Origin of the sequence: Peribacillus sp. NPDC058002 (genome assembly GCF_042886655.1) — a bacterium.
GTDB lineage: Bacteria > Bacillota > Bacilli > Bacillales > DSM-1321 > Peribacillus > Peribacillus aracenensis.
Genome location: NZ_JBHVQU010000031.1, coordinates 1 through 20297, shown reverse-complemented (window position 1 = coordinate 20297; position 20297 = coordinate 1). Strand labels below are relative to the sequence as shown.

Sequence of the window (20297 nt, the reverse complement as noted above, 5' to 3'; positions counted from 1 at the left end):
ACCCTCTTTTCATGTGTTTTAACAAATTATTATACGGCTCCATATGTAAAAAAGTTACACTATGCATCTTTGCAAGTATCAGACTTTATAGACTAAAAAAAGATCCATGCTCCTCTCTTTCCGAAAAGAAAATATGAATTTGATTGATTTACTAATTTCAAGAAAATACTATCCTTAAGTTAATAAGTATCATTTCACTATAAGGCATTATTTAATATCCCTTTTTTCCATAACAAAGACGCTTTCCAGTTCAGGAAAAGCGCCCGATAAAGGAGCAATCAAAATATGCAAAGTTAGTTGATTTCATTTACGTTGCCCGGGCTTGCCGGATATGATATTCCAATGTAAAGAATCGCACGTTCAAAAGGCCGCCCATTGGCGGCCTTCATAACTTCCCTTGCCTTATATATCCGTTTATGGTTAAGATCCAATGCTATGTTCTACTGCAGTATCCCAATTAGGAAAATAATACAATGCATTTTTCATTAACTCCGGATCTGACTTCTTTACCTCTTTCTTTCGAGGTGGCTTTCCTTCTTTTTCTACTAATTCAGAAATTTGATTCACGACTTCTTCAACACTCATATTAACTTCCATCTTTGTTCCCTCCTCCTCACTATTATTTATATATTTTCCCAATTGATGAAAAGTAATACAATTAGCTAAACAAAAACGTTTAGCTATTGGTTTTACTAGCCTCCTCGGGACCCTTTCCCCGCAGGAATCTCGTACCTTCCATTCCATTCAACAGGAACGATTTAAAAGAAAAAAACTATAGGCAAACTCGCTTTTCTTCGAGTTTGCCTACAGTCTGAAAGGCGAACAACCATTTTAGTTTTTCTCACTATAGCAAATTGCGATTAATCATCGGAATTTCTGGAAGGCTTTCAACGGGTATCCCATCTTTTGAAATGATGCATATATTTTCTTCCTCAAGAAGAAACCTTTCATCGAACCACTCTTATATAAATATGGAAAAATTAAACAGTCTTTTTCATCCATACGTTTTCGCCACCCCTAATAGTTTCGCAGCCTAATAATCGGTTTCAGCGATCCTCCATCATTCTATGTAAAGAATATCCTTCATATTAGCTCAGGAGTGGATCCAGGATTTTGCTTAAATCGGTTGTCATGATGAGCTTCAATGGTTTGTAAGAAGCTTTGCATGGAGTTTGTCATATAGGCGTCTTTACGGTGAATGAAGACAGTCGAAATATTGCCGTATTCTTCCGGAATTGCATGCACGTGAACTTTTTCAGTGGCTGTAAGGTGATTTACCGCTGATTCTGGTACGAGGGTAATGCCAAGGCCTAGTGTAACGCTGGTTAAGATCGTTTCCAATACATTGAACTCCATGATCCTTTTGGGCATCACTTCTTCATCTTTCAGCCATTGTTCGAGTTTAGAGCGATAGCCACAACCCTGACTGAATACTAAAAATGGTTCTGTTATAATTTCTTCCAGGTTAAATGTTTCATTTCTTGTAACTAATACAAGTTTTTCTGTACACACATCGTATGGCTGAATGAGCGGATGTTTAATCGGTCCTGTAACAAAAGCGCCATCCAGCCTATGTTCGATGACATCTTTAATTAAATCCTCGGTTATCCCCGCCTTTATGGATAAATCGACATTTGGATACTGTTTATAATAAGAGGCTAGAATCTTGGGGAGATCGCTGACCGTTTCAACTGTACCGATGTTCAATATCCCTGTAGGTGTTTCACTATCCAGGAATACTTGCTTGAGTTCTTCCACATCAAGCAATATTTTGTTTACATACTCAAGCATTTTTCTAGCCTCTGCAGTTAAAGACATGCCACGTTTATGTCGATTGAATAAAGGCGTCCGCAACTCCTGCTCTAAATGCTTAATCCTGGCGGTTACATTGGATTGGACGTAATTCAATTCAACAGCCGCCTTACTTACGCTGCCATATTTAGCGACGCACTGGAATATTTGCAAATCCCGCATTTCCATAAAGGTGCCCCCCTTTCTTAACTATCATTAATAATGATGATTATATTCATTTTAAGTCATTTTACATGATAATGACTTTATCATAAGGTGTGTATAGGAATTTAATCAATCATTATTTTTGAGGGGAAGCTTTTATGAAAAAAAATCAAGTTTTAATCGGTGCACTTTTATGTTTGACAGCCAGCATTTCTTGGGGAGCGATGTTTCCAGTTGCAGAAAGGGCCTTAACATATATTGATCCATTTTATTTCTCTTTTTTGCGATATTTAGCTGTTAGTGTAATTTTAGCGATATTGCTATTCATTAAAGAAGGAAAGAATTCTTTTAGCCTGGAAGGGAAAGGGAAGAAATTATTGTTTTTTGGAACGATGGCGTTCACTGTATACAACTTCCTCATTTTCGCAGGTCAAGACTTACTGGGGCATAACGGGGTAATTATCGCTTCCATCATGGAATCATTAATGCCCATGATTTCAATTTTAATTCTGTGGGTTTTCAAAAATACCAGACCCATGAAGTATACCATCGCCAGCATGTTCATTGCCTTGATAGGGGCCATTCTCGTCATTACCAATGGCGACATATCATTCCTATTTTTATTGAAAGATAGCCTCATCCCTATCCTTTTCATTCTCATCGGGGTTATAGGCTGGGTTATATATACGATGGGCGGCGACCAATTCAATGGATGGTCAACACTTCGATATTCGACTTTAACATGCATTTTAGGAACTGCAGTATCAGCAATCATAACATTCCTCGCAACTGCAATGGGCCTGTCTGTCCCTACAGCAGAGGTTATGCAATCCATTTATGGCGAAATGATTTTCATGATTATTTTCCCCGGTGCCATTGCCCTTTTAAGCTGGAATTCAGGCATTAAACTTTTAACGCCGATCAATGGGATCCTATTTATCAATTTAGTTCCAATAACCACATTGGTCATCGTTTTTATCCAAGGAAAATCACTATCATCATTCGAATTACTGGGAACTTTTTTAGTGATATATGCATTGATTCAAAACAATTATTATCAAAGAAAAAACTTGCCTTCCCAAGTTGAGGAATTGAATCCAAGGAAATTGAAAAAAATCATTTAATTAAAGGTACACAACATCAATAGGAGGGCAACGATGGATTTATTAACGCTTATGCTAATCTTTGGATTAGCTGTACTGTGGGAATTGGCCACGATTAATAAGAATGTGAAAAAGATGAAGGAGCAAAATGCAGAATTAATTAATCTATATCATGATAGAAGTAAAAGAATTAAGTAAAATAGACTTTTGGCGATACAACGCAAAAAAGCCTGACTTTTAGACACTTTACTTTGATTGCCAGTTCTGGGTAGGAATTGTCGAAGATAACCAAGATGGGGTTTTGAGAGTTCGTAAACATCTCTTTGGAAAAGAACCACAAGATGAAGAAGTAAAAAGCGTAAAAAAAGCACCGTGGAAGATAAAAAGCATCTTACTCGGTGTTTTTTCCTATATCTGCTATTAATTTAATATGTATGTATTAGATTCTGTCTTACACGATTTAAATAATCAGTAATATCTTTATAAATTTTTGCCCCTGCCTTATTTATAATAAAATCCGCCATTAAGAACCCTCTTTCACATGTTTGATATGTAATAATTTTATCTAAAAAACCCATGTATGGAGATTACAAGTTACTTGACTATAAGTGACTACTAAAATACCAGAATTAAAACGGCTAATCTTTTTTGTTCATTAGAAAACCTCCTGATTTTGCAACCAAAAAGAATCCAGTTGATTTTCTTTTGCATTTGAAGGACAATTTAAAAATTCCCTCTCTTGCCTCTGATGCAGTGGAACGTTTGAGTTGGAATGCTTGAAACCGCAGCTCATTGTCCATGGATGGGCAAACAATCGTCTTTTGACAATTCATATACTCTGCTCTTCTTCTAACAACTGAATATAACCCAAAATGCTAGCAGCAAATTGGCGCAGTGCTCACACTGCGCCTTGTTGACCTTCAGTCAATGGTGATCTCCCTTCACCATCTTCCTTTCCATATCATATATATAGCCCAATTTCCTATGATTGATCATCTTCTTGGGGGTTATATCCCACGGAAACATAGGATCATTTAAGTTATGGCCGAATGGTCCACTTGTTCTCGGGAGATATTTCTCCCCCCGGTGCTGGATTTTCCACATTGCCCATATCCGATCGACATTGGCATGGTGTAAAAAGAAGACTGGATCGTTAGGTGAAACAGGTACAGAACCCATATGTCCCCCGACCCAGCCATGCACAAGATTATGAAGGGCCGGTCCATCGACAAATCCTTCAAGCTGATTTCGGAAACTTGGATTGCTTTCGGAATTCCACGGTGGTGCATCATAAGGAGTGATTTTCAATACGTTTTGAACGTCTTGTTTCGTTGGCAGGTTTGCGACTTGTTTACTAGATCTGAAGTTCCGTTTCAATCCCCCTGAAGGTTTCCCCTCCTCATCAAGAACTTCCCAGCCCCCAACGGCAAAAGGACCTGAATCGACAAGGTTGTTTTTCTTTTTATTCCCGTTTCCGCCCATGAAATCGCTATCCCAGATTGGGGATGAAGCTGGATCATCCAATTCTGAATCTGCTGCCCAATCCCAGTAGGGAATGGTCACACTGGGGTCAACGGATTGAAGATCGCGTTCGAACAGCCATAGGAAATAGCGATGCCAAGGTAAGAACGCCGGCCCGCTATGAGCTGCATTTCGCTGAACACCATGACTTCCATGGATATTGGCGTTGTCAGCCCCAGACCGCTCCCCATGACCATTATGACTGCGGGTTGATGCTAATGAAACGTTCCCTGCTTTCGGGGGCTTAACGGGAGGGGTTTGAAATCTCCCTGCAGCAGCATGCCATGCTACGTACCGATCATATATCCCTTTTTCTTTTAAGACCAAAACAGCATCGATATATTTCCTTTTTTCCTTTTCAGAAAGATGAAGTGCATTTTTTCTAATGTTATATTCAGCAGTCATGACTTGCCCTCATTTCCAAATGTTCAATTAAACTAAAAACCTTGTTATATATTAAGTCATCTCTGCTGCAAACGTTCGGGGACATTTGCGGATATTAGACTAAAATATTTCATGAGCTCAAACTGGATCAAGGTATTCATTGCAGCTTTTTTTGAAGTTTTATGAGTGATTGGCTTAAAACATGCGGATGGCTTTTGGAGTTGGTCTGGAACGGTCATTTCCATTGTCATCAGTTTCTATTTAATGATAATAACTGGCAGGAAGCTTCCTGTCGGTATGTGCTTTCTGTGGGGTTTTTAGGCGGTCAGAGAGAGCCGATCGCCACTATCAAAGAATCAAACGGAAAAGTAATGGCATACCGTTTACCTCTGAGCTGATAGGTTGGGTAGAAGATTCTATAGGAATGAAGCTTCAGGGGATTGATATGTTTCCAGTCGAAGTGGAGTTCGGCAAATTGAACGATAGCGTGTATGCAGAAATCCTGTAATAAAGTTCCAAGATAAAAAGCAAAAAGGACACTCAGAAGCGTCCTCAATGCGGGAGGGCGTTAAGATTTATGGACTATTAAAAATTTAAGAATACTCGTTACAATAAGATTCAATAAAAAAAGCCTCTAAGGGAAAAAACTTAGAGGTTTTTTCTGAATACGACTGGTCCTGGACAATCGTTTCTGAGATCAAATTATATTGTAAAGAAATACATAATCTCTGGAATGGTTAACATCAAGGCTAAAACTACTCCGATAAAAAAACTAGAACCCCGATTTTGTTTTTCTTCTTTATCAGGTGAACTTCTATAAAATTCTAATAATAAATACAGAAAAATAGGTAAATATGCTATGAAAATGGTACCCCTTAACGTTGTATATCCGCATTCTCCTGACGCCACCCCTATAGGAAGTTCGTTTAGGACGTTCGTAAAAGTCCACTGAAGTTCGGGGACTCTTTAACGAACATAACTGCCGGCTGTTTTGAGAAGAAACTCAACCGTTCGTACTTTTACGAACGTCTTCTTTTTTGTACACACTTTTACGAACGTTATTGATTGAAAAAGTGCAAAATAACGCTTAAAACAGGTGCAAAATAAATCCTAAAATTACAGGTAATTAAGGTGTTTTTTCAAGTCTTTCATTCATTTGGCTTTCCCTTAAAATCCATTCATACCCTGCCGATGTTGATTTTTACATCAGGTTATTCACCAAGCTTCTTCCGGATATCCGCTGCTACGTTCTTTAGCGCTTTCTTTGACCCCCGTTCAAGGTCGTGATTCAATTTCCTTTCTTTGTAGCTGACAAATAAAGTATTGAGATCATAGCCTTCAGGATATAAATCGGCGGCCTTTATTTCCAGCTCGAGCCTACTGGCATGAACTTCCTTGAAGATATCTTCGAAAAGAACGGTGACATTATTGTATGCATCCTTTTTCTTATAAACGATTGCATAGCCATTCAGTTCGCTTACCTTCACTTTGTCACCGACTTCATATTCATAAGTTGCTTCCTTATGAACGGCTGCTGGCTTCGCTTTTTTGATTTTCCCTTCCTGGACACGCTCCAAGTCGTAGTCTTTATTATCGATATAGAGCTTTGCCTTTTGCAGGACCTGTTCACGAACATTCATTTTTTTGGCTATCCAGAGGGCATTGCTTTCCCCGGATTGACCGATCAGCAGCTTGTATTTTGGTTCAAGTGTTTCACTGTTGAATTGCATGGCCGCATTCATGAAATCACTGTGTATTTCCGAATAGCGCTTGATTTCACCATAATGGGTGGTCGCAACGGTTATGCAGCCCCTCTGATAAAATTCCTCAAGGATGGCAATCGCCAATGCGGCTCCTTCATTCGGTTCCGTTCCGCTCCCGATTTCATCGAACAGCAGCAAGGAGTTATTGGTTAACGCCCCCATGATTTCCGAGATGTTTTTCATATGCGATGAAAACGTGCTCAGTGCATTTTCAATGCTTTGATTGTCACCGATATCGACGAATACCTGATCGAAGACGGCAAGTTCCGTCCCTTCTTTCCCTGCAACATGCAGCCCTGACATGACGGCCAATGTAAGGATGCCGATCGTTTTCAGGACGACTGTTTTACCCCCGGCATTAGGGCCTGTAATAATCAAGCTGCGATAGTCCTTCCCGATTTCAAAATCCAAAGGTACGCTGTCCTGCGGCAAAAGGGGATGTTTACAGCCCTTTAATTTAATATGACCATGATCATTGATTTTCGGTTCGATGGCATCCATGCTTTTACTGAACTTGGCTTTTGCGAAGATCATGTCATATTGACTGATTAACTCGATGTTTATCTTGATCGGTTTCAGCTGTTCGAAAACCGTTCCCGATAATGTGGCCAAAAGTTGATACTCTTCCATCGATTCCTCCGCTTTTAAACTGGCCAATTCAACATTCAATTTCGTCACCGAGGCAGGTTCGATGAACACGGTAGCCCCTTTTGCCGATACTTCCACGATCGTTCCGGCCACTTGATTTTTATAGGAGGCTTTGATCGGGATGGTGTAGCGATCATCCTTTTTACTGATGAAAAATTCCTGAATGAACTCTTTATTGGCTCCGCTCTTCAGGAACTTATTCAGCCGTTCCTCTATTTTGCTTTCTGTCTTGATGATTTGGTTCCTGATCCGTTTCAGGTCCTTGCTTGCTTCGGAAACAACAGCATTTCCTTTTATGGTGAATTGGATTTCTTCTTCAATGCTCCTGAATTCAGTCATGGAGCGGGCATAGGCATGCAGTGTTGGTGCAAAGAATTCTTTATCGGTCATGAATTTCTTGATATTCCTGCAGCCTCTTAAAAAGTCTGCTATCGCCACTAACTCTGACGGCTCCAAAATCATGCCTTTTTCCAGTTTGTCGATATGGAGTCCAATATGTGAAATGCCTTTCAAGGGAATATGGCTTTCCGCATTTAGTAAGTTCCTTGCCTCCGTTGTCTCGTTCAAACGATTTTTAACGACTTTCAAAATGCTGCTCGGCTTAAGCTGATCCAATAACGCTTTTCCTAAACCGCTTACGCAATGGTTTTTCACCATTTCCTTGAGTTGGATATATTGTAATTTTTCATAAGTCATTGTATTCATTTAATGATCCTCCTTGAATGAGTGAGTGATTAATTCCCGAATCCAAAAAATGCCCGCAATGGTCCCCCTACCTTTACAAATGAACAAGCCATTTGAGTAGAAAGCTCCTGCGGGCACGGCCTTATAAGGACCTAAAATCGATAACAAATTGGGCAGCTCGAATAGACCTGCGTACACAAAAAAGCATGATAGGACAAATCCCACCATGCTTTTCGCCGTAACACCTGCATGTTACACGATTTATGGAAAAGGAAGCAGTCTTAAGATAGGTATTCACAATGCAGAATTGCACTGTGAAAAAAGGCATACTTAATCCACTGGCATATCAGTGATTAAATACCTTATTCAACTAAATTAGTTGATACCTACTCCCGACATAAAACACCACACCTTTTCTTAGATTGGAATTAACATACCATATCAGTAAGAAAGAGTCAATTCATTTTTTCATTTTTGGGCCATCCTCCGAATCTATTCATGTAAAACAAAGGGCCATTGGCTTTAACAGCCATGATGCTTCAGTAGCTCCCCTTTTCATTGTCTGAATATTTACTTTAAAATTGGGGTATGTTATCCTTATATTAACATAAACTGAAAACAGCCCCATGCGCTAACATGAGGCTGACAACTAGCAAGAGTGGTTGGTCACAACTAACTTAATTAATCGTCAGAAGAAGAACCATTGCCATCTTGGGAGGATGAGTGGTTCTTTTTCCGTTTCTTGGCGAACATAGACAGGATAAGACTGGTTGCTACAGCAACAAATATCTCTTTACCCATATCTGTAATTAAGTTCAATAAGAAATGAATCAAGCGGTCACCTCCTTTCCCATCTATCATTAGGTGGAAAAGAAAAACTGTGACCTACCACTCTATCCTCAGTTGCCCTTCTATTTTATCACATCTTTCCTCTAGTGGTAATTATATACAAATAAAAAAAGAAGACTTTTAGCCATAAAAAATAGGGATTATCCAGTGGATAATCCCCTTTGCGGTTTAAGCTTCATCACTCATTATGAGAGGGACTGTTTTCCCTTCATTCACGTTAATCAACCCATGGTCGGTTATTTTCAGGGCCGGGCTGACAGGAAGCGATAAGGTGCTTAATGACATGATGACATTATAGTGTTCGTAGCCTAACGATTTCAGTCCATCTGTCAGGTGCTGAACCTGCCTTGATACGATATCCATTGGCTCTTCGGAAAGGATCCCCCCTACCGGAAGAGGGATCATGGATAGGACCTTGCCGTCTTCAACGCAGCAGACTCCGCCTTGCTTCCTTATGACTTCGTTAGCGGCCATCATCATATCCTGCTTATTATGGCCAATCACCAAAAGATTATGGTTATCATGTGAATAGGTCGTGGCGACCGCTCCGCGCTTCAATACATCGCCGGTGATCAATCCGTGCGCCCGATTACCGTTTTTCCCATATCGTTCGAATGTGGCGATTAAACCATAAGGGCTTTCTTCCCAGCATAATTGACCATTCTTCCCAACTAAATGATCATGGGTTTCAGATGTGAAAGTAGAACCATTCTGCACGTTTATGATCCTGCACTTGCTGCGTTCAAGCTTATCCGGGATTGTGATGGTAAAATCGTTTTCCGTAAGTTCCGCAAGCTTCACACTTTGATAGAAATGCTCAGGAAATTGTCTTTCCTTCACTTCTTGTACATATGGCCGTGAAGATTCATAAACGAGCTCACCTGTTTTGTATACTTGTTCAATTTCAAATGTTTCCAAGTCCGATAGCAGCAGGAAGTCTGCCGTTTTTCCAGGTGCAATGGCACCCCGGTCATACATCCTCATCCGCTGTGCAGGTGTATAGGTGCATGCATATATCGCTTTTTCCGGTGTCATTCCCATTTGAATGGCTTTCTTTAAAAGGACATTCAGATGTCCCCTGTTTTGGAAAGAGTCGGTCATGACATCATCAGTGACAAAGCAAAAATGTTCATCCACTTGATTTTCCTTCAAGTAATCTATCACCTCTTCAGTCATTGATTTTTCTTGGATCTCAATGAACATCCCGGCAGCGATCCTCGCATCCATCCCTTCCACGGTCTGGTGCGTATGATCTGAATTCACTCCGGCATAAACAATCTTCTGCAAGTCCAGGTCGAGCAGCTTAGGAACGTGCCCTTCTATGATCAGATCTGGATAACGGGAACGGATATGCGACAAAATCTGATTCGTTTTGCAATCCGGATCGGTTATGACCTCATAGTAATTCATGATCTCGCCAAGACATTTAATGTTCTCGGTTTGCATCAATTCATCTATATCATCTATTTCGATAGAACCGCCTGTTGTTTCCATCGACGTGGCAGGAACGGAACTCGGGATGGCATAAAACATATCCGCTACGCAATCTTTACTTGCTTTGATCATTTCCTTCACACCGGAAATCCCGAAAACATTGGCCATTTCATGCGGTTCCGGCACGATCGTCGTCACGCCATTCTTGATTAACCCGTAGGAAAAAGTCGCAGGCGTCACCATCGTACTTTCAATGTGGAGATGGATATCGATCAGGCCTGGAATCATATACTTCCCCTGCCCATCGACGATTCGATCCGACTCGAAGGCATCCAATTCCCGGTCTCCGATATAATAGAACTTTCCATCCTTGATGGCAGCATTCCCTTTAATAAATCTTTTAAAATAGCTGTTAAACACGTTGATATCTCTTACAAGCATATCCATTCGCATAACTTACCCTCCTAAGCTAGTCAACAAGCACCATCTGGTTTTTCGGAATTTCAAGGATGATTTCCTGACCCGTCCGATAGGAATCCGCCATTTCCTTGTTCACGGTGAAATCCCCTAATGGAGTTTCAACGACATATTGATAGCTTCTTCCCAGATAGGTACTTACCTTAACCCGGCCAGATAAACCATTTTCCTGAACAGCTCCCGTGTTATCTTTTTCCCTGATCAACAGATCGTCCGGCCTGATGGCGCCTGTTTTTCCCGTTGCATTGGTCATCTGGGCATCCTTGTTCAGCACAAATGAGTATCCGGATTTGTTCAGTTCAATTTTACCGTCATGATCTGTCCGCTTATCGAAGTCAATGAAGTTCTTGAAGCCGATGAAGTCTGCGACAAATCTAGTTTCAGGATATTTGTAAATGGTCGCAGGATCACTAAGCTGCTCGATGATCCCTTTATTCATGATCGCCACCTGGTCGGATATCGAGAAGCATTCTTCCTGGTCATGGGAGACATATACCGTTGTAATCCCCAGCTCTTGTTGGATACGGCGGATTTCGACCCTCATATTCACCCTTAAGTTGGCATCAAGATTACTCAATGGCTCGTCAAATAATAGGATGTCCGGTTCAATCACCAGCGCCCTGGCAATCGCAACCCGCTGCTTTTGGCCTCCGGAAAGCTCTTGGGGATATCTCTTTTCAAACCCTTTTAAATTAACGATCTCAAGCACATTCATTACCTTTTTTTCGATTTCACTTTTAGAAATCTTTCTGAGACGGAGACCAAATGCAATGTTATCGAATATCGACAAATGCGGAAATAATGCATAGTTTTGGAACACAAAGCCAAAATTCCGCTTGTTGACGGGCACTTTCGTATAGTCCTTTTCCTTGAATAAAAACTTCCCTTCGTTCGCCTGTAAAAACCCGGCAATTAACCTTAGAGTCGTCGTTTTCCCACAGCCGCTCGGGCCAAGAAGGGATACCAGTTTCCCTTTTTCAATCTCAAGATTGAAATCTTTTAATATATTCTGTTTGTTATATGCTACAGATATATCTTGTAAAGTGAATAAAGCCATCCATCATTACCTCCTTATCGTTTTGTGAAATAAGACAATCCCATGAGCCGTTCTACTATAAACATGAAGAAAGCCGTTATGAACATGAGTAATACGGAAATGGCCGAAATGGTAGGATCGAAGTAGTTCTCTACATACGTCAGCATTTGAATCGGAAACGTACTTACTCCAGGGCCTGTCATATAAACTGAAATGTCCACATTATTGAAGGATTCCAAGAAGGCGATCATGACTGCCGCAAGAATTCCTGATTTTATATTCGGAAGGACGACTGTAAAGAATGTGCCCAGTTTACTGGCGCCGAGACTCTCCGCCGCTTCTTCAATGGAAAAGTCAAAGTTTGATAAGCTTGAAGAAATCACGCGGATGATGAACGGCAGCATGATAACAGTATGTCCCACAAACAGTGCCGCATAAATCGGAAGCTGATAAGCCCCCACAATATAACGTAAAAACGCAAAGCCGAGCACAATTCCCGGTATTAATATGGGAGAAACGAAAAATGCATTAATCAAGCTTTTCCCTTTGAAATCAAACCGGCTTAATGCATAGGCAGCCGGCACTCCCAGTAACAGTGCCAGAAGATTGCCTGCCAGTGAAACAAGGATGGACGTTTTAAAAGCGACCAAAAACATTTCCACATTAAAAATATTTTCATACCACCTTAAAGAAAACTCTTCTGGCGGGAACTTCAAAATATTTCCGCCTTCGAATGACGTAACGGATATGATAAGCAAAGGCCCTAGTAAAAAAAGGAACACCAGGAGAGTAAACAGGGCCAATCCTCGATTTTTTTCCTGCATACACCTCTACCCCTTTGGATTTAATTTTTTTGCCAAACCATTCATGATCGATATGATAAGGACTGTCACCGCAATCATGATGGTAGCGACAATCGATGCCACTTGCCATTCGTTCAATGTAATCGCGTTTTGATAAAGAAATGTTGAAATGACCCGTTGTTTCCCGCCTAATAAAGCAGGCGTTGTATAGGCCGTGAAGCTCCCTACAAAAACAAGGATGCTGCCAATGACCAATCCTGGGACCGAAAGCGGGATGACCACTTTTGAGAATACGGCCAACCTTGATGCTCCAAGGCTCTCCGCCGCTTTTAATAAGTCCGTTTCGATGTTCTCCATCACACCCACCAGCGTCACGATGATCAATGGCAGGAATAAATGGACCAATCCGATGATGATGGCCGTAGGCGTGTACAATATATCAAGCGGCTTTTCAATCAAGCCCATGCCCATGAGCAATTTATTCACCACACCATTTTTACCGATGATCACCATCCAGCTGAATGAGCGGACCACAGGGCTTGTCAATAGCGGGAAGATCGTCAGCAAAAGCATGATGGCTTTTTTTCGTTGTTTCAGTTTTGAAATATAATAAGCTGCTGGAAATCCTAATAGAATGCAAATGATTGTCGTGAACAGACTCACCCTAAGTGTCGTCAGCAGAATTTCAATAAAGTATCGATCTTGGAAAAAATCGAGATACCCTTGTACGGAAAAGCCGCCGCTTTCATTAAAAAATGTCGTGCCAATCGTCATTAGGATCGGAATGATCATGAAAATCGTTAAAAATAGAACGCCTGGAAACAGCAACAGGTATAGATAGCGTTTTTTCACCTCGGAACCCCCTGTTCGTATGATTTATGAATTGATTATGCGAATGAACAGGTCGAAAAACGCTTCCGCATCGACATCCAGACAAACATGCGCATTTGGCGGCTTCATCAGCCTATTTTGAAAGTCGCAAACCATCTGTCCGTCACAAAGCTCACTCTTTGTTTCAACATCCACATAATATTCTTCTCTTTTGACAAGATCTTCTTGCAAAGCAATGGCAACAGCCAATGGATCATGCATCGCACATGCCCATATACCGTTACGTTCAAAATACCTTTTCCGATAATCTGATGTACTTTCCCTTATATAGTCGGCAAGTTCAAGGTTTTGAATCAATTGGATATGCTCTTCACCCAATAGAACCTTTCTCGTGACATCAAGACCAACTTGCGTGATGGATGTGAATCCCGCCTGTAAAACGATTTTGGCAGCTTCAGGATCGACATACGTGTTATATTCGGAGGTTGGCGTGACATTGCCAACCCCTTGAACGACTCCGCCCATGAAAATGACTTCTTTAACGAGCTTGGTGATTTGCGGACATTTTTTAACCGCTAATGCCAAATTCGTAAGAGGTCCCGTCATGACAAGCGTCACTTCACCTGGAAAATTCAAAATGGAATTGATGATGAAATCAGAAGCAAATCCATCATCCGGCCGCTTTTTGACTGGCACATCCTTCAAGGCTCCGCCAATCCCGTCTTCGCCATGGACCCGGTGTTCAAAAAACGGGCTCCTGATAATTGGGCTATCTGCCCCCTTTATGACTGAAATGTCCTGTTCACTCAATAAATCCAATATTTTGCATGTATTCAATGTAGCCGTATCAAGTGATACATTCCCGTTCACTGTCGTTACCGCCAATATGTCGAATTGACGGCTTTTCACAGCAAGGATGATTCCGATCGCATCATCTATTCCAGTATCCACATCAAGAATCATTTTTTTCTTCATCAAGCACACCTCGTTTCTTTCTTAGTGTGTAAGCTCACGATTCCAACGATCGATCCATTGTTTAGAGTCTTCATTTACAAACTTCATGTCCAATACATGCAGGCTGTTAATGACGTCATCTCCATAGGTTAAGCCTTTCGCTTCGGTTTCAGAGAGCTTGACTTCCGTATTGACGGGAGAATCCACTTTCGCTTTCGCTGATTTTTCCTGAACTTCCTTGCTTAAGATGTAATTCATGAATTCGCCGGCCAATTCTTTTTGATCGCTGGCTTTAACAATATTCACCGTATTCATCACTGCGTAGCCGCCTTCTTCAGGGGAAATGAACTTGGCATTGGGAACGGCTTCCTGTAAATCGCCAAAATACATTTCCATGATCGGGCCTGCAGCGATTTCCCCTTGTGAGAACATGTTGACGAACTCTGATGTTTGCCCATATTCCTTAACCGCATTCGGCATGATCTTTTTCATTTGATTGAAGGCTTTATCTTCATTGAACTTTTCACTTCCGCTAACTTTTGAAGCGGCATCCAAAAACATCGGTCCAGTTGTTGAAGTGATGGATGGGATCGTGATCTTCCCTGCCAAATCCTTGCTCCAAAGATCTTTCCAAGAGGCGATCGGTTTACTCACTTCATCGGGATTATAGGCAATGCCAAATTGTGCAATCGTATAGGCTGGTCCAAAGTCATCGCCATTCGGCGCTTTTGCTTTGTCGTATATCTTATCAATATTCGGAATTTTGCTATGGTCCACTTTCTCAAATAATCCTTCATCGATGCCCTGCTGTGCATAGTAGTCGGATAAATAGATAACATCCACATCGCTATTCGCTTGGCGTACTTTGTTCAATCGATCTGCGTTATTTCCTGAATCAACAACAATCTTTACATTATGCTTCTTTTCAAATGGCTCATAAACTTCCGGACGGAAGAAATCATCGGCGAATCCCCAAGTGGAAACGACTAATTTGGCTGGTTTTTCCTTACCATCCTCTTTTGAAGAGCATGCAGCTAAAACTAATGTGAAAAGCGATAACATCATCAATATTTTTTTCATCATTCAAACCTCCAAAATTATATTGTTTAAATTTTCCTTTTTACTGATATAAATGTAAAAAAAGACAATCTTAAATAGAATTGAAATTCTACCCAAGATTGTCTTTTCTTTGTAAACAAAGATAAAACTTATCCTTTGGTTCTCCAGTGGCGTTCCCTCCAGATAAATCCGAAGTGAAATCCATTTATATGATTAGATGATTTTTTCCTTCAATACAATATTGGTGAATGCCAGCTGCGTCGCTGAGTCATAATCCCTCAGGACAGCTTCAATATCCCAATTCGTTTGCGTTTCCAGCTTTTGTTTCAGTTTCTTCTTATAAAGCAGGGACATATGGAAGTCAACCTCCTGCTTCAGGCTGGGAACTTCCCCTTCCAAAGCTTCAGAGCGCGGGGCACGTCGATGTTTGGCCTGGAATGTAATCACATTCTGCTCAACAGTGACCTTCAGCAGCGTCGTACCAAAGCCGAACAATTCCTTCGATACCTCATTATACATATGAGAAAGCACTTTCTTCGTTTCGTTAGAGTTTATCGGTAAGATGACTATCACCTGCCAAACTATCGTTTGAAGTAATTATATATACTTTTTCTTTATTGCACAAGATAATATTCGGATTTCACACAAAAAAATGTTTTTTTTTAATTAAATAGCACATTTACTCACCAATACACGAATTATAAAAATAAGTATATGGGAATTTCAATATATTTATATAACTTAATATCCAATCCATCACTTCTATTAATGAAAACTTTTTCAGAGAAATAAGCGCAAGATTGAAAACAATTGATATAACCTTGAACCGCATTGAAAACGCTATCATATGGATTTAATATAGCTAGTATAGAGCGATCAAAAATAGAGAGTATCAAAGGCTCGTTAAATAAGGGAGGAATTATTATGAAGAAAGCTTTTGAGAAAGCGCAGCAATTCGGGAAATCTTTTATGCTCCCGATTGCCGTTTTGCCAGCGGCCGGTTTATTGCTGGGAATTGGCGGCGCTCTTTCCAATCCAAATACAGTTGAGGCTTATCCGTTTTTAGACTTTGCTTGGCTGCAGGCCATTTTCACGATCATGAGTTCTGCAGGAAGCATCGTATTCGGCAACTTGCCGGTCATTTTTGCCGTAGGTGTTGCAGTAGGATTGGCACGTTCGGATAAAGGGACCGCAGCACTGGCAGCCATGATCGGCTACTTCGTCATGAACAGTTCAATAAATGCACTGCTTCAAATAAACGGGGAACTTGCCAAAGAGAATTTGGCAGGTGCCGGGCAGGGAATGGCGGTCGGGATCCAAACACTGGAGACCGGTGTGTTTGGCGGTATCATAGTAGGTATCGTTGCCGCACTTTTACACAATAAATATAATAAAATTCAGCTTCCGCAAGTTTTAGGGTTTTTCGGTGGTTCCCGTTTCATTCCGATCATCGTTTCCTTCGCGTCCATCTTGGTTGGAGCCGTGCTTTTTATCGTGTGGCCTTATTTCCAGCTTTTCATAAACCAATTAGGTGCGCTGGTAACGAGCACAGGTACGATCGGGACTTTCTTTTACGGATTCATATTAAGGATGCTTGGGCCTTTAGGGTTGCACCATATTTTCTACCTTCCCTTCTGGCAAACAGCTTTAGGCGGAACGATGGAGATAAAAGGGCAGATTGTAAGCGGGACCCAGAATATCTTCTTTGCGCAATTGGCCGATCCGACTACCGTCAAGTACTATGAGGGTGTTTCCCGGTTCATGTCCGGACGGTTCATCACGATGATGTTTGGTTTACCCGGCGCTGCACTTGCCATTTATCACTGCGCTAAACCTAAAAATAAGAAAGTCGTGGCCGGCCTGCTTCTTTCTGCTGCCTTGACCTCTTTCTTAACAGGCATCACCGAACCGCTTGAATTCAGTTTCTTGTTTGTCGCCCCGATCCTTTATGTTATTCATGCCTTGTTTGACGGACTTGCCTTCATGATGGCAGATATATTCAATATAACGATCGGTCAAACCTTTTCTGGAGGATTTATTGATTTTACTTTATTCGGGATACTCCAGGGTATAAGTAAAACAAACTGGATTTATGTACTGCTCGTCGGCATTCCATGGTTTTTCCTATACTACTTCACTTTTAAATTCTTGATCAGGAAGAAGAATTTGAAAGTGGTCGGCCGTGAAGATGATGAACAGGCCGCCGTTACACAAGTAACCGCATCAGAGAGAACCCAAACCATCGTCAATGGTTTAGGCGGACAGGAAAATATCGATATAGTCGATTGCTGTGCAACCCGTCTGCGTGTCACGGTAAAGGATGAATCGTTGGTGAAAGAAGACGTCATTAAACAAACCGGTTCAAAAGGCGTCGTAAAAAAAGGAAATGGCATTCAAATAGTATACGGTCCCCAAGTGACGATCATCAAAAATGAAGTGGAAGAATACTTGGGTCATTAAGAACATAGATAACGATAAGGACGTGTTAAACATGCAACAGGTGCTGGATAAAATTCACAAAAGCTTAATTGTATCATGTCAAGCATTAGAGAATGAGCCGCTGCACAGCTCGTTTATTATGGGGCGCATGGCCATTGCTGCCAAGGAAGGCGGTGCGAAGTGCATTCGCGCAAACTCTGTAGCTGACATAATGGAAATCAAGAAAAATGTGGACCTTCCAGTCATAGGGATCATTAAACAGGTGTATGGACAAAACGATGTCTACATCACTCCCACCATGGCCGAAATTGATGCATTGATGGAATCCAAAGCGGAAATCATTGCGACGGATGCTACATCCCGGGTAAGACCGGACGGTAAAACGTTAAAGCAGTTTTATGGTGAAATAAGAGCAAAATATCCAGATGTTTTACTAATGGCCGATGTATCCACCATTGAGGAAGCCATATTCGCTGACGATTTAGGATTCGATATCGTAGCGCCCACTTTATACGGCTATACGGACGAAACGTTCGGCCAGAAAATATATCAGGATGACTATGCTGTGCTCAAAGAGATCGTAAAAGCAGTGAAAAAAGCGAAAGTGATCGCGGAAGGAAATGTCATAACACCGGAAATCGCCCGCTCTGTATTGGATATGAATGTCCATGCAGTAGTAGTGGGCGGTGCCATTACCAGACCGCAGCAAATCACTAAAAGATTCGTGGATGCCATCCAAGAATAGAACGCTGCACATAGTAATGAAAAGACCCAGACTGGAAACAGTTTGGGTCTTTTTTACGATTCATGGATCATTCGGTTATTGACGTCCCTAATGGATACATTAAACTATGAATACATATAAGAAATTTGAAATGGGTGGTCAAATGGAATATCTCGCAGAAAACCTCATATATGGCATTGAGTGCAGCATGGACAAATTCACCAAAACAGAAGAAGAATTGGCCAATTACATTCTGCAGCGCCCTGAAGAAGTAAGTCAGTTAACCATTAGTCAAATAGCTAAAAAGCTTCATATTTCACCTGCAACCATTACACGTTTTTGCCAGAAATTAGCCTTTTCCGGGTTCAATGAGTTCAAGCATGAGTTAAAAAGGTTCGTGGATCTCCGCAATACACCGAAAAATATGAAAAACATCAAGCAGGTGGATTATTTCGCTAAACTGTATCAAGACCACTTAGGTATCATTGATAATACCTTTCATATAACCACATATGACGATATCCAAAAAGCTGTATCTTACCTTACACAGGCAAATAAGATTCATGTTTATGGAATTGGGAGTTCAGGTATAGCGGCCCAGGAGTTCAAGTCCAAGTTTTTCCGTATCGGCTTAACTGTTGAAGCCATTACAGATCCCCATCAGTCAATGATGGATGCAGCTTTAAGTAACGAGAATAGCGTTGTCATCGGCATTTCCATTTCCGGAACAACGAAAGAAGTGATTTCTGCAGTTAAAATTGCAAAGAAGCAAGGCTCACGCATCTTGATCTTCACAGGAGATAAGAAGTCCGAGCTTTCACAGCTTGGCGATATATCGCTATCGGTCACGAGCAAGAACAGCATGCATATGGGGCAAAACATTTCACCATTGCTTCCGCTGCTATTACTTTTTGATTTAATATATACAGAGTTGGTCGCTAAAGATTATAAAAAAAGGATCAGCATCAGGGAAAAGACTTTAAAGGTATTGACCGAGAACGACTGACTTTTGGCCGATCCGTTAATATAAAAAACTGCATCGCCAATGCTTGGATGTTACTAACAATTGGGATGCAGTCCACTTTATATATTCCTTTTAAACTAAATTCCTTATGACTGGCATGGAACGTTCTTGGAGGCTCTCGGAAAGAAGACTATACGCAACTACTTTATTCTTGTACTGTTTGACTACATCCACATGGTCGTTGTAAATGTACACAAATAATCGAACATCGCTTTTTCCTCTTTTAGTATCAATCATTATTGGAATCCCACTGTTCTCTGGATGTAAAAACAATTCCTCGTTCCCTGGGAATATATGATTCTTTTTCAAAAACTTAGCTTCGTTAAAATAATTAATGACTTGAACTTTGTCTTCACCTTCCAAACGATTTCCATCATAGGTTACGATTGCATCCTCGCCACTAATTTCCGAATGTATTTTAAATTTACCCAGAATCCAATTCACTGCATCGGTTGGTAGGCAGGTAACTAATAATTTAAGCAAACCTAAGATAATAGTCAAAATCAATACAGGCACTGTCATATTTCATCATCTCCGCAACGTTATAATTTAAGGCTGTTTTCGCATACTTTGTTGCTATTTACCAAGTAATGTGGTGTGGTTGATCT

Annotated in this window: 18 protein-coding genes and 2 pseudogenes; 7 read left to right on the top strand and 13 right to left on the bottom strand. The window is 40.9% G+C overall.

Going from position 1 to position 20297, the window contains the following annotated elements:
• Window positions 1-420: 420 nt before the first annotated feature.
• Window positions 421-597, bottom strand: a complete 177-nt coding sequence (locus ACFVSH_RS08700) for a hypothetical protein (RefSeq protein ID WP_214786801.1) — start codon at window positions 595-597, stop codon at window positions 421-423.
• Between the two features lie 486 nt (window positions 598-1083).
• Window positions 1084-1980 (bottom strand): LysR family transcriptional regulator, encoded by an 897-nt coding sequence (locus ACFVSH_RS08695; RefSeq protein WP_387705581.1) that lies wholly within the window; start codon window positions 1978-1980, stop codon window positions 1084-1086.
• A gap of 134 nt (window positions 1981-2114) precedes the next feature.
• Here ACFVSH_RS08695 and ACFVSH_RS08690 point away from each other — a divergent pair, with 134 nt between their 5' ends.
• From ACFVSH_RS08690 to ACFVSH_RS08680, 3 genes and pseudogenes are all read left to right on the top strand, one after another.
• Window positions 2115-3080, top strand: coding sequence for a DMT family transporter (locus ACFVSH_RS08690; protein ID WP_387705579.1), 966 nt, complete (start codon window positions 2115-2117; stop codon window positions 3078-3080).
• Between the two features lie 33 nt (window positions 3081-3113).
• Entirely contained in the window at window positions 3114-3257 is a 144-nt protein-coding gene (locus ACFVSH_RS08685; RefSeq protein ID WP_192206484.1) for a hypothetical protein, read from the top strand.
• A gap of 55 nt (window positions 3258-3312) precedes the next feature.
• A pseudogene (locus ACFVSH_RS08680) lies at window positions 3313-3483 on the top strand (DUF2992 family protein); the annotation flags it as partial.
• A gap of 500 nt (window positions 3484-3983) precedes the next feature.
• Here the strand turns inward: ACFVSH_RS08680 and ACFVSH_RS08675 are convergent.
• Window positions 3984-4985: a tyrosinase family protein gene (locus tag ACFVSH_RS08675; protein WP_387705577.1), complete on the bottom strand. Its 1002-nt coding sequence runs from the start codon at window positions 4983-4985 to the stop codon at window positions 3984-3986.
• A gap of 165 nt (window positions 4986-5150) precedes the next feature.
• Here ACFVSH_RS08675 and ACFVSH_RS08670 point away from each other — a divergent pair.
• Window positions 5151-5270, top strand: a pseudogene (locus ACFVSH_RS08670) (QacE family quaternary ammonium compound efflux SMR transporter); the annotation flags it as partial.
• A gap of 905 nt (window positions 5271-6175) precedes the next feature.
• On the opposite strand, the gene ACFVSH_RS08665 reads toward ACFVSH_RS08670, so the two are convergent.
• The 9 genes from ACFVSH_RS08665 to ACFVSH_RS08625 form a co-directional block, all read right to left on the bottom strand.
• Entirely contained in the window at window positions 6176-8080 is a 1905-nt protein-coding gene (locus ACFVSH_RS08665) for an endonuclease MutS2 (RefSeq protein WP_387705576.1), read from the bottom strand.
• A 660-nt stretch (window positions 8081-8740) separates the two neighbouring features.
• Complete coding sequence (locus tag ACFVSH_RS08660; RefSeq protein ID WP_153246156.1) at window positions 8741-8893, bottom strand: hypothetical protein; 153 nt, start codon at window positions 8891-8893, stop codon at window positions 8741-8743.
• 183 nt (window positions 8894-9076) lie between these two features.
• Window positions 9077-10795: an adenine deaminase C-terminal domain-containing protein gene (locus tag ACFVSH_RS08655; protein ID WP_387705574.1), complete on the bottom strand. Its 1719-nt coding sequence runs from the start codon at window positions 10793-10795 to the stop codon at window positions 9077-9079.
• A 16-nt stretch (window positions 10796-10811) separates the two neighbouring features.
• Window positions 10812-11876, bottom strand: coding sequence for an ABC transporter ATP-binding protein (locus tag ACFVSH_RS08650; RefSeq protein ID WP_387705572.1), 1065 nt, complete (start codon window positions 11874-11876; stop codon window positions 10812-10814).
• 14 nt (window positions 11877-11890) lie between these two features.
• Window positions 11891-12679 carry an ABC transporter permease gene (locus ACFVSH_RS08645; protein WP_387603516.1) on the bottom strand — a complete coding sequence of 263 codons (789 nt, stop codon included), beginning with the start codon at window positions 12677-12679 and terminating at the stop codon, window positions 11891-11893.
• A 6-nt stretch (window positions 12680-12685) separates the two neighbouring features.
• Window positions 12686-13510, bottom strand: coding sequence for an ABC transporter permease (locus ACFVSH_RS08640; protein WP_387603513.1), 825 nt, complete (start codon window positions 13508-13510; stop codon window positions 12686-12688).
• Between the two features lie 24 nt (window positions 13511-13534).
• A complete protein-coding gene (locus ACFVSH_RS08635; RefSeq protein ID WP_387603510.1) occupies window positions 13535-14464 on the bottom strand; it encodes a nucleoside hydrolase in 930 nt (309 codons plus the stop codon).
• Between the two features lie 21 nt (window positions 14465-14485).
• Window positions 14486-15523, bottom strand: a complete 1038-nt coding sequence (locus ACFVSH_RS08630; protein WP_387705570.1) for an ABC transporter substrate-binding protein — start codon at window positions 15521-15523, stop codon at window positions 14486-14488.
• A 192-nt stretch (window positions 15524-15715) separates the two neighbouring features.
• A complete protein-coding gene (locus ACFVSH_RS08625) occupies window positions 15716-16021 on the bottom strand; it encodes a DUF2294 domain-containing protein (protein ID WP_081113038.1) in 306 nt (101 codons plus the stop codon).
• A gap of 405 nt (window positions 16022-16426) precedes the next feature.
• On the opposite strand from ACFVSH_RS08625, the gene ACFVSH_RS08620 reads away from it, so the two are divergent.
• The 3 genes from ACFVSH_RS08620 (at window position 16427) to ACFVSH_RS08610 (ending at window position 19671) form a co-directional block, all read left to right on the top strand.
• On the top strand, window positions 16427-17962 hold the full coding sequence (locus ACFVSH_RS08620; RefSeq protein WP_387603504.1) for a maltose/glucose-specific PTS transporter subunit IIC: 1536 nt from the start codon (window positions 16427-16429) through the stop codon (window positions 17960-17962).
• A 31-nt stretch (window positions 17963-17993) separates the two neighbouring features.
• Window positions 17994-18686 (top strand): N-acetylmannosamine-6-phosphate 2-epimerase, encoded by a 693-nt coding sequence (locus ACFVSH_RS08615; RefSeq protein ID WP_387603501.1) that lies wholly within the window; start codon window positions 17994-17996, stop codon window positions 18684-18686.
• A gap of 106 nt (window positions 18687-18792) precedes the next feature.
• The gene (locus ACFVSH_RS08610) at window positions 18793-19671 is read left to right on the top strand and encodes a MurR/RpiR family transcriptional regulator (RefSeq protein WP_387603498.1); all 879 of its coding nucleotides are present in this window, start codon (window positions 18793-18795) and stop codon (window positions 19669-19671) included.
• Between the two features lie 90 nt (window positions 19672-19761).
• Here the strand turns inward: ACFVSH_RS08610 and ACFVSH_RS08605 are convergent, their stop codons facing one another.
• A complete protein-coding gene (locus tag ACFVSH_RS08605; protein WP_387705568.1) occupies window positions 19762-20211 on the bottom strand; it encodes a YfmQ family protein in 450 nt (149 codons plus the stop codon).
• Window positions 20212-20297: the final 86 nt, after the last annotated feature.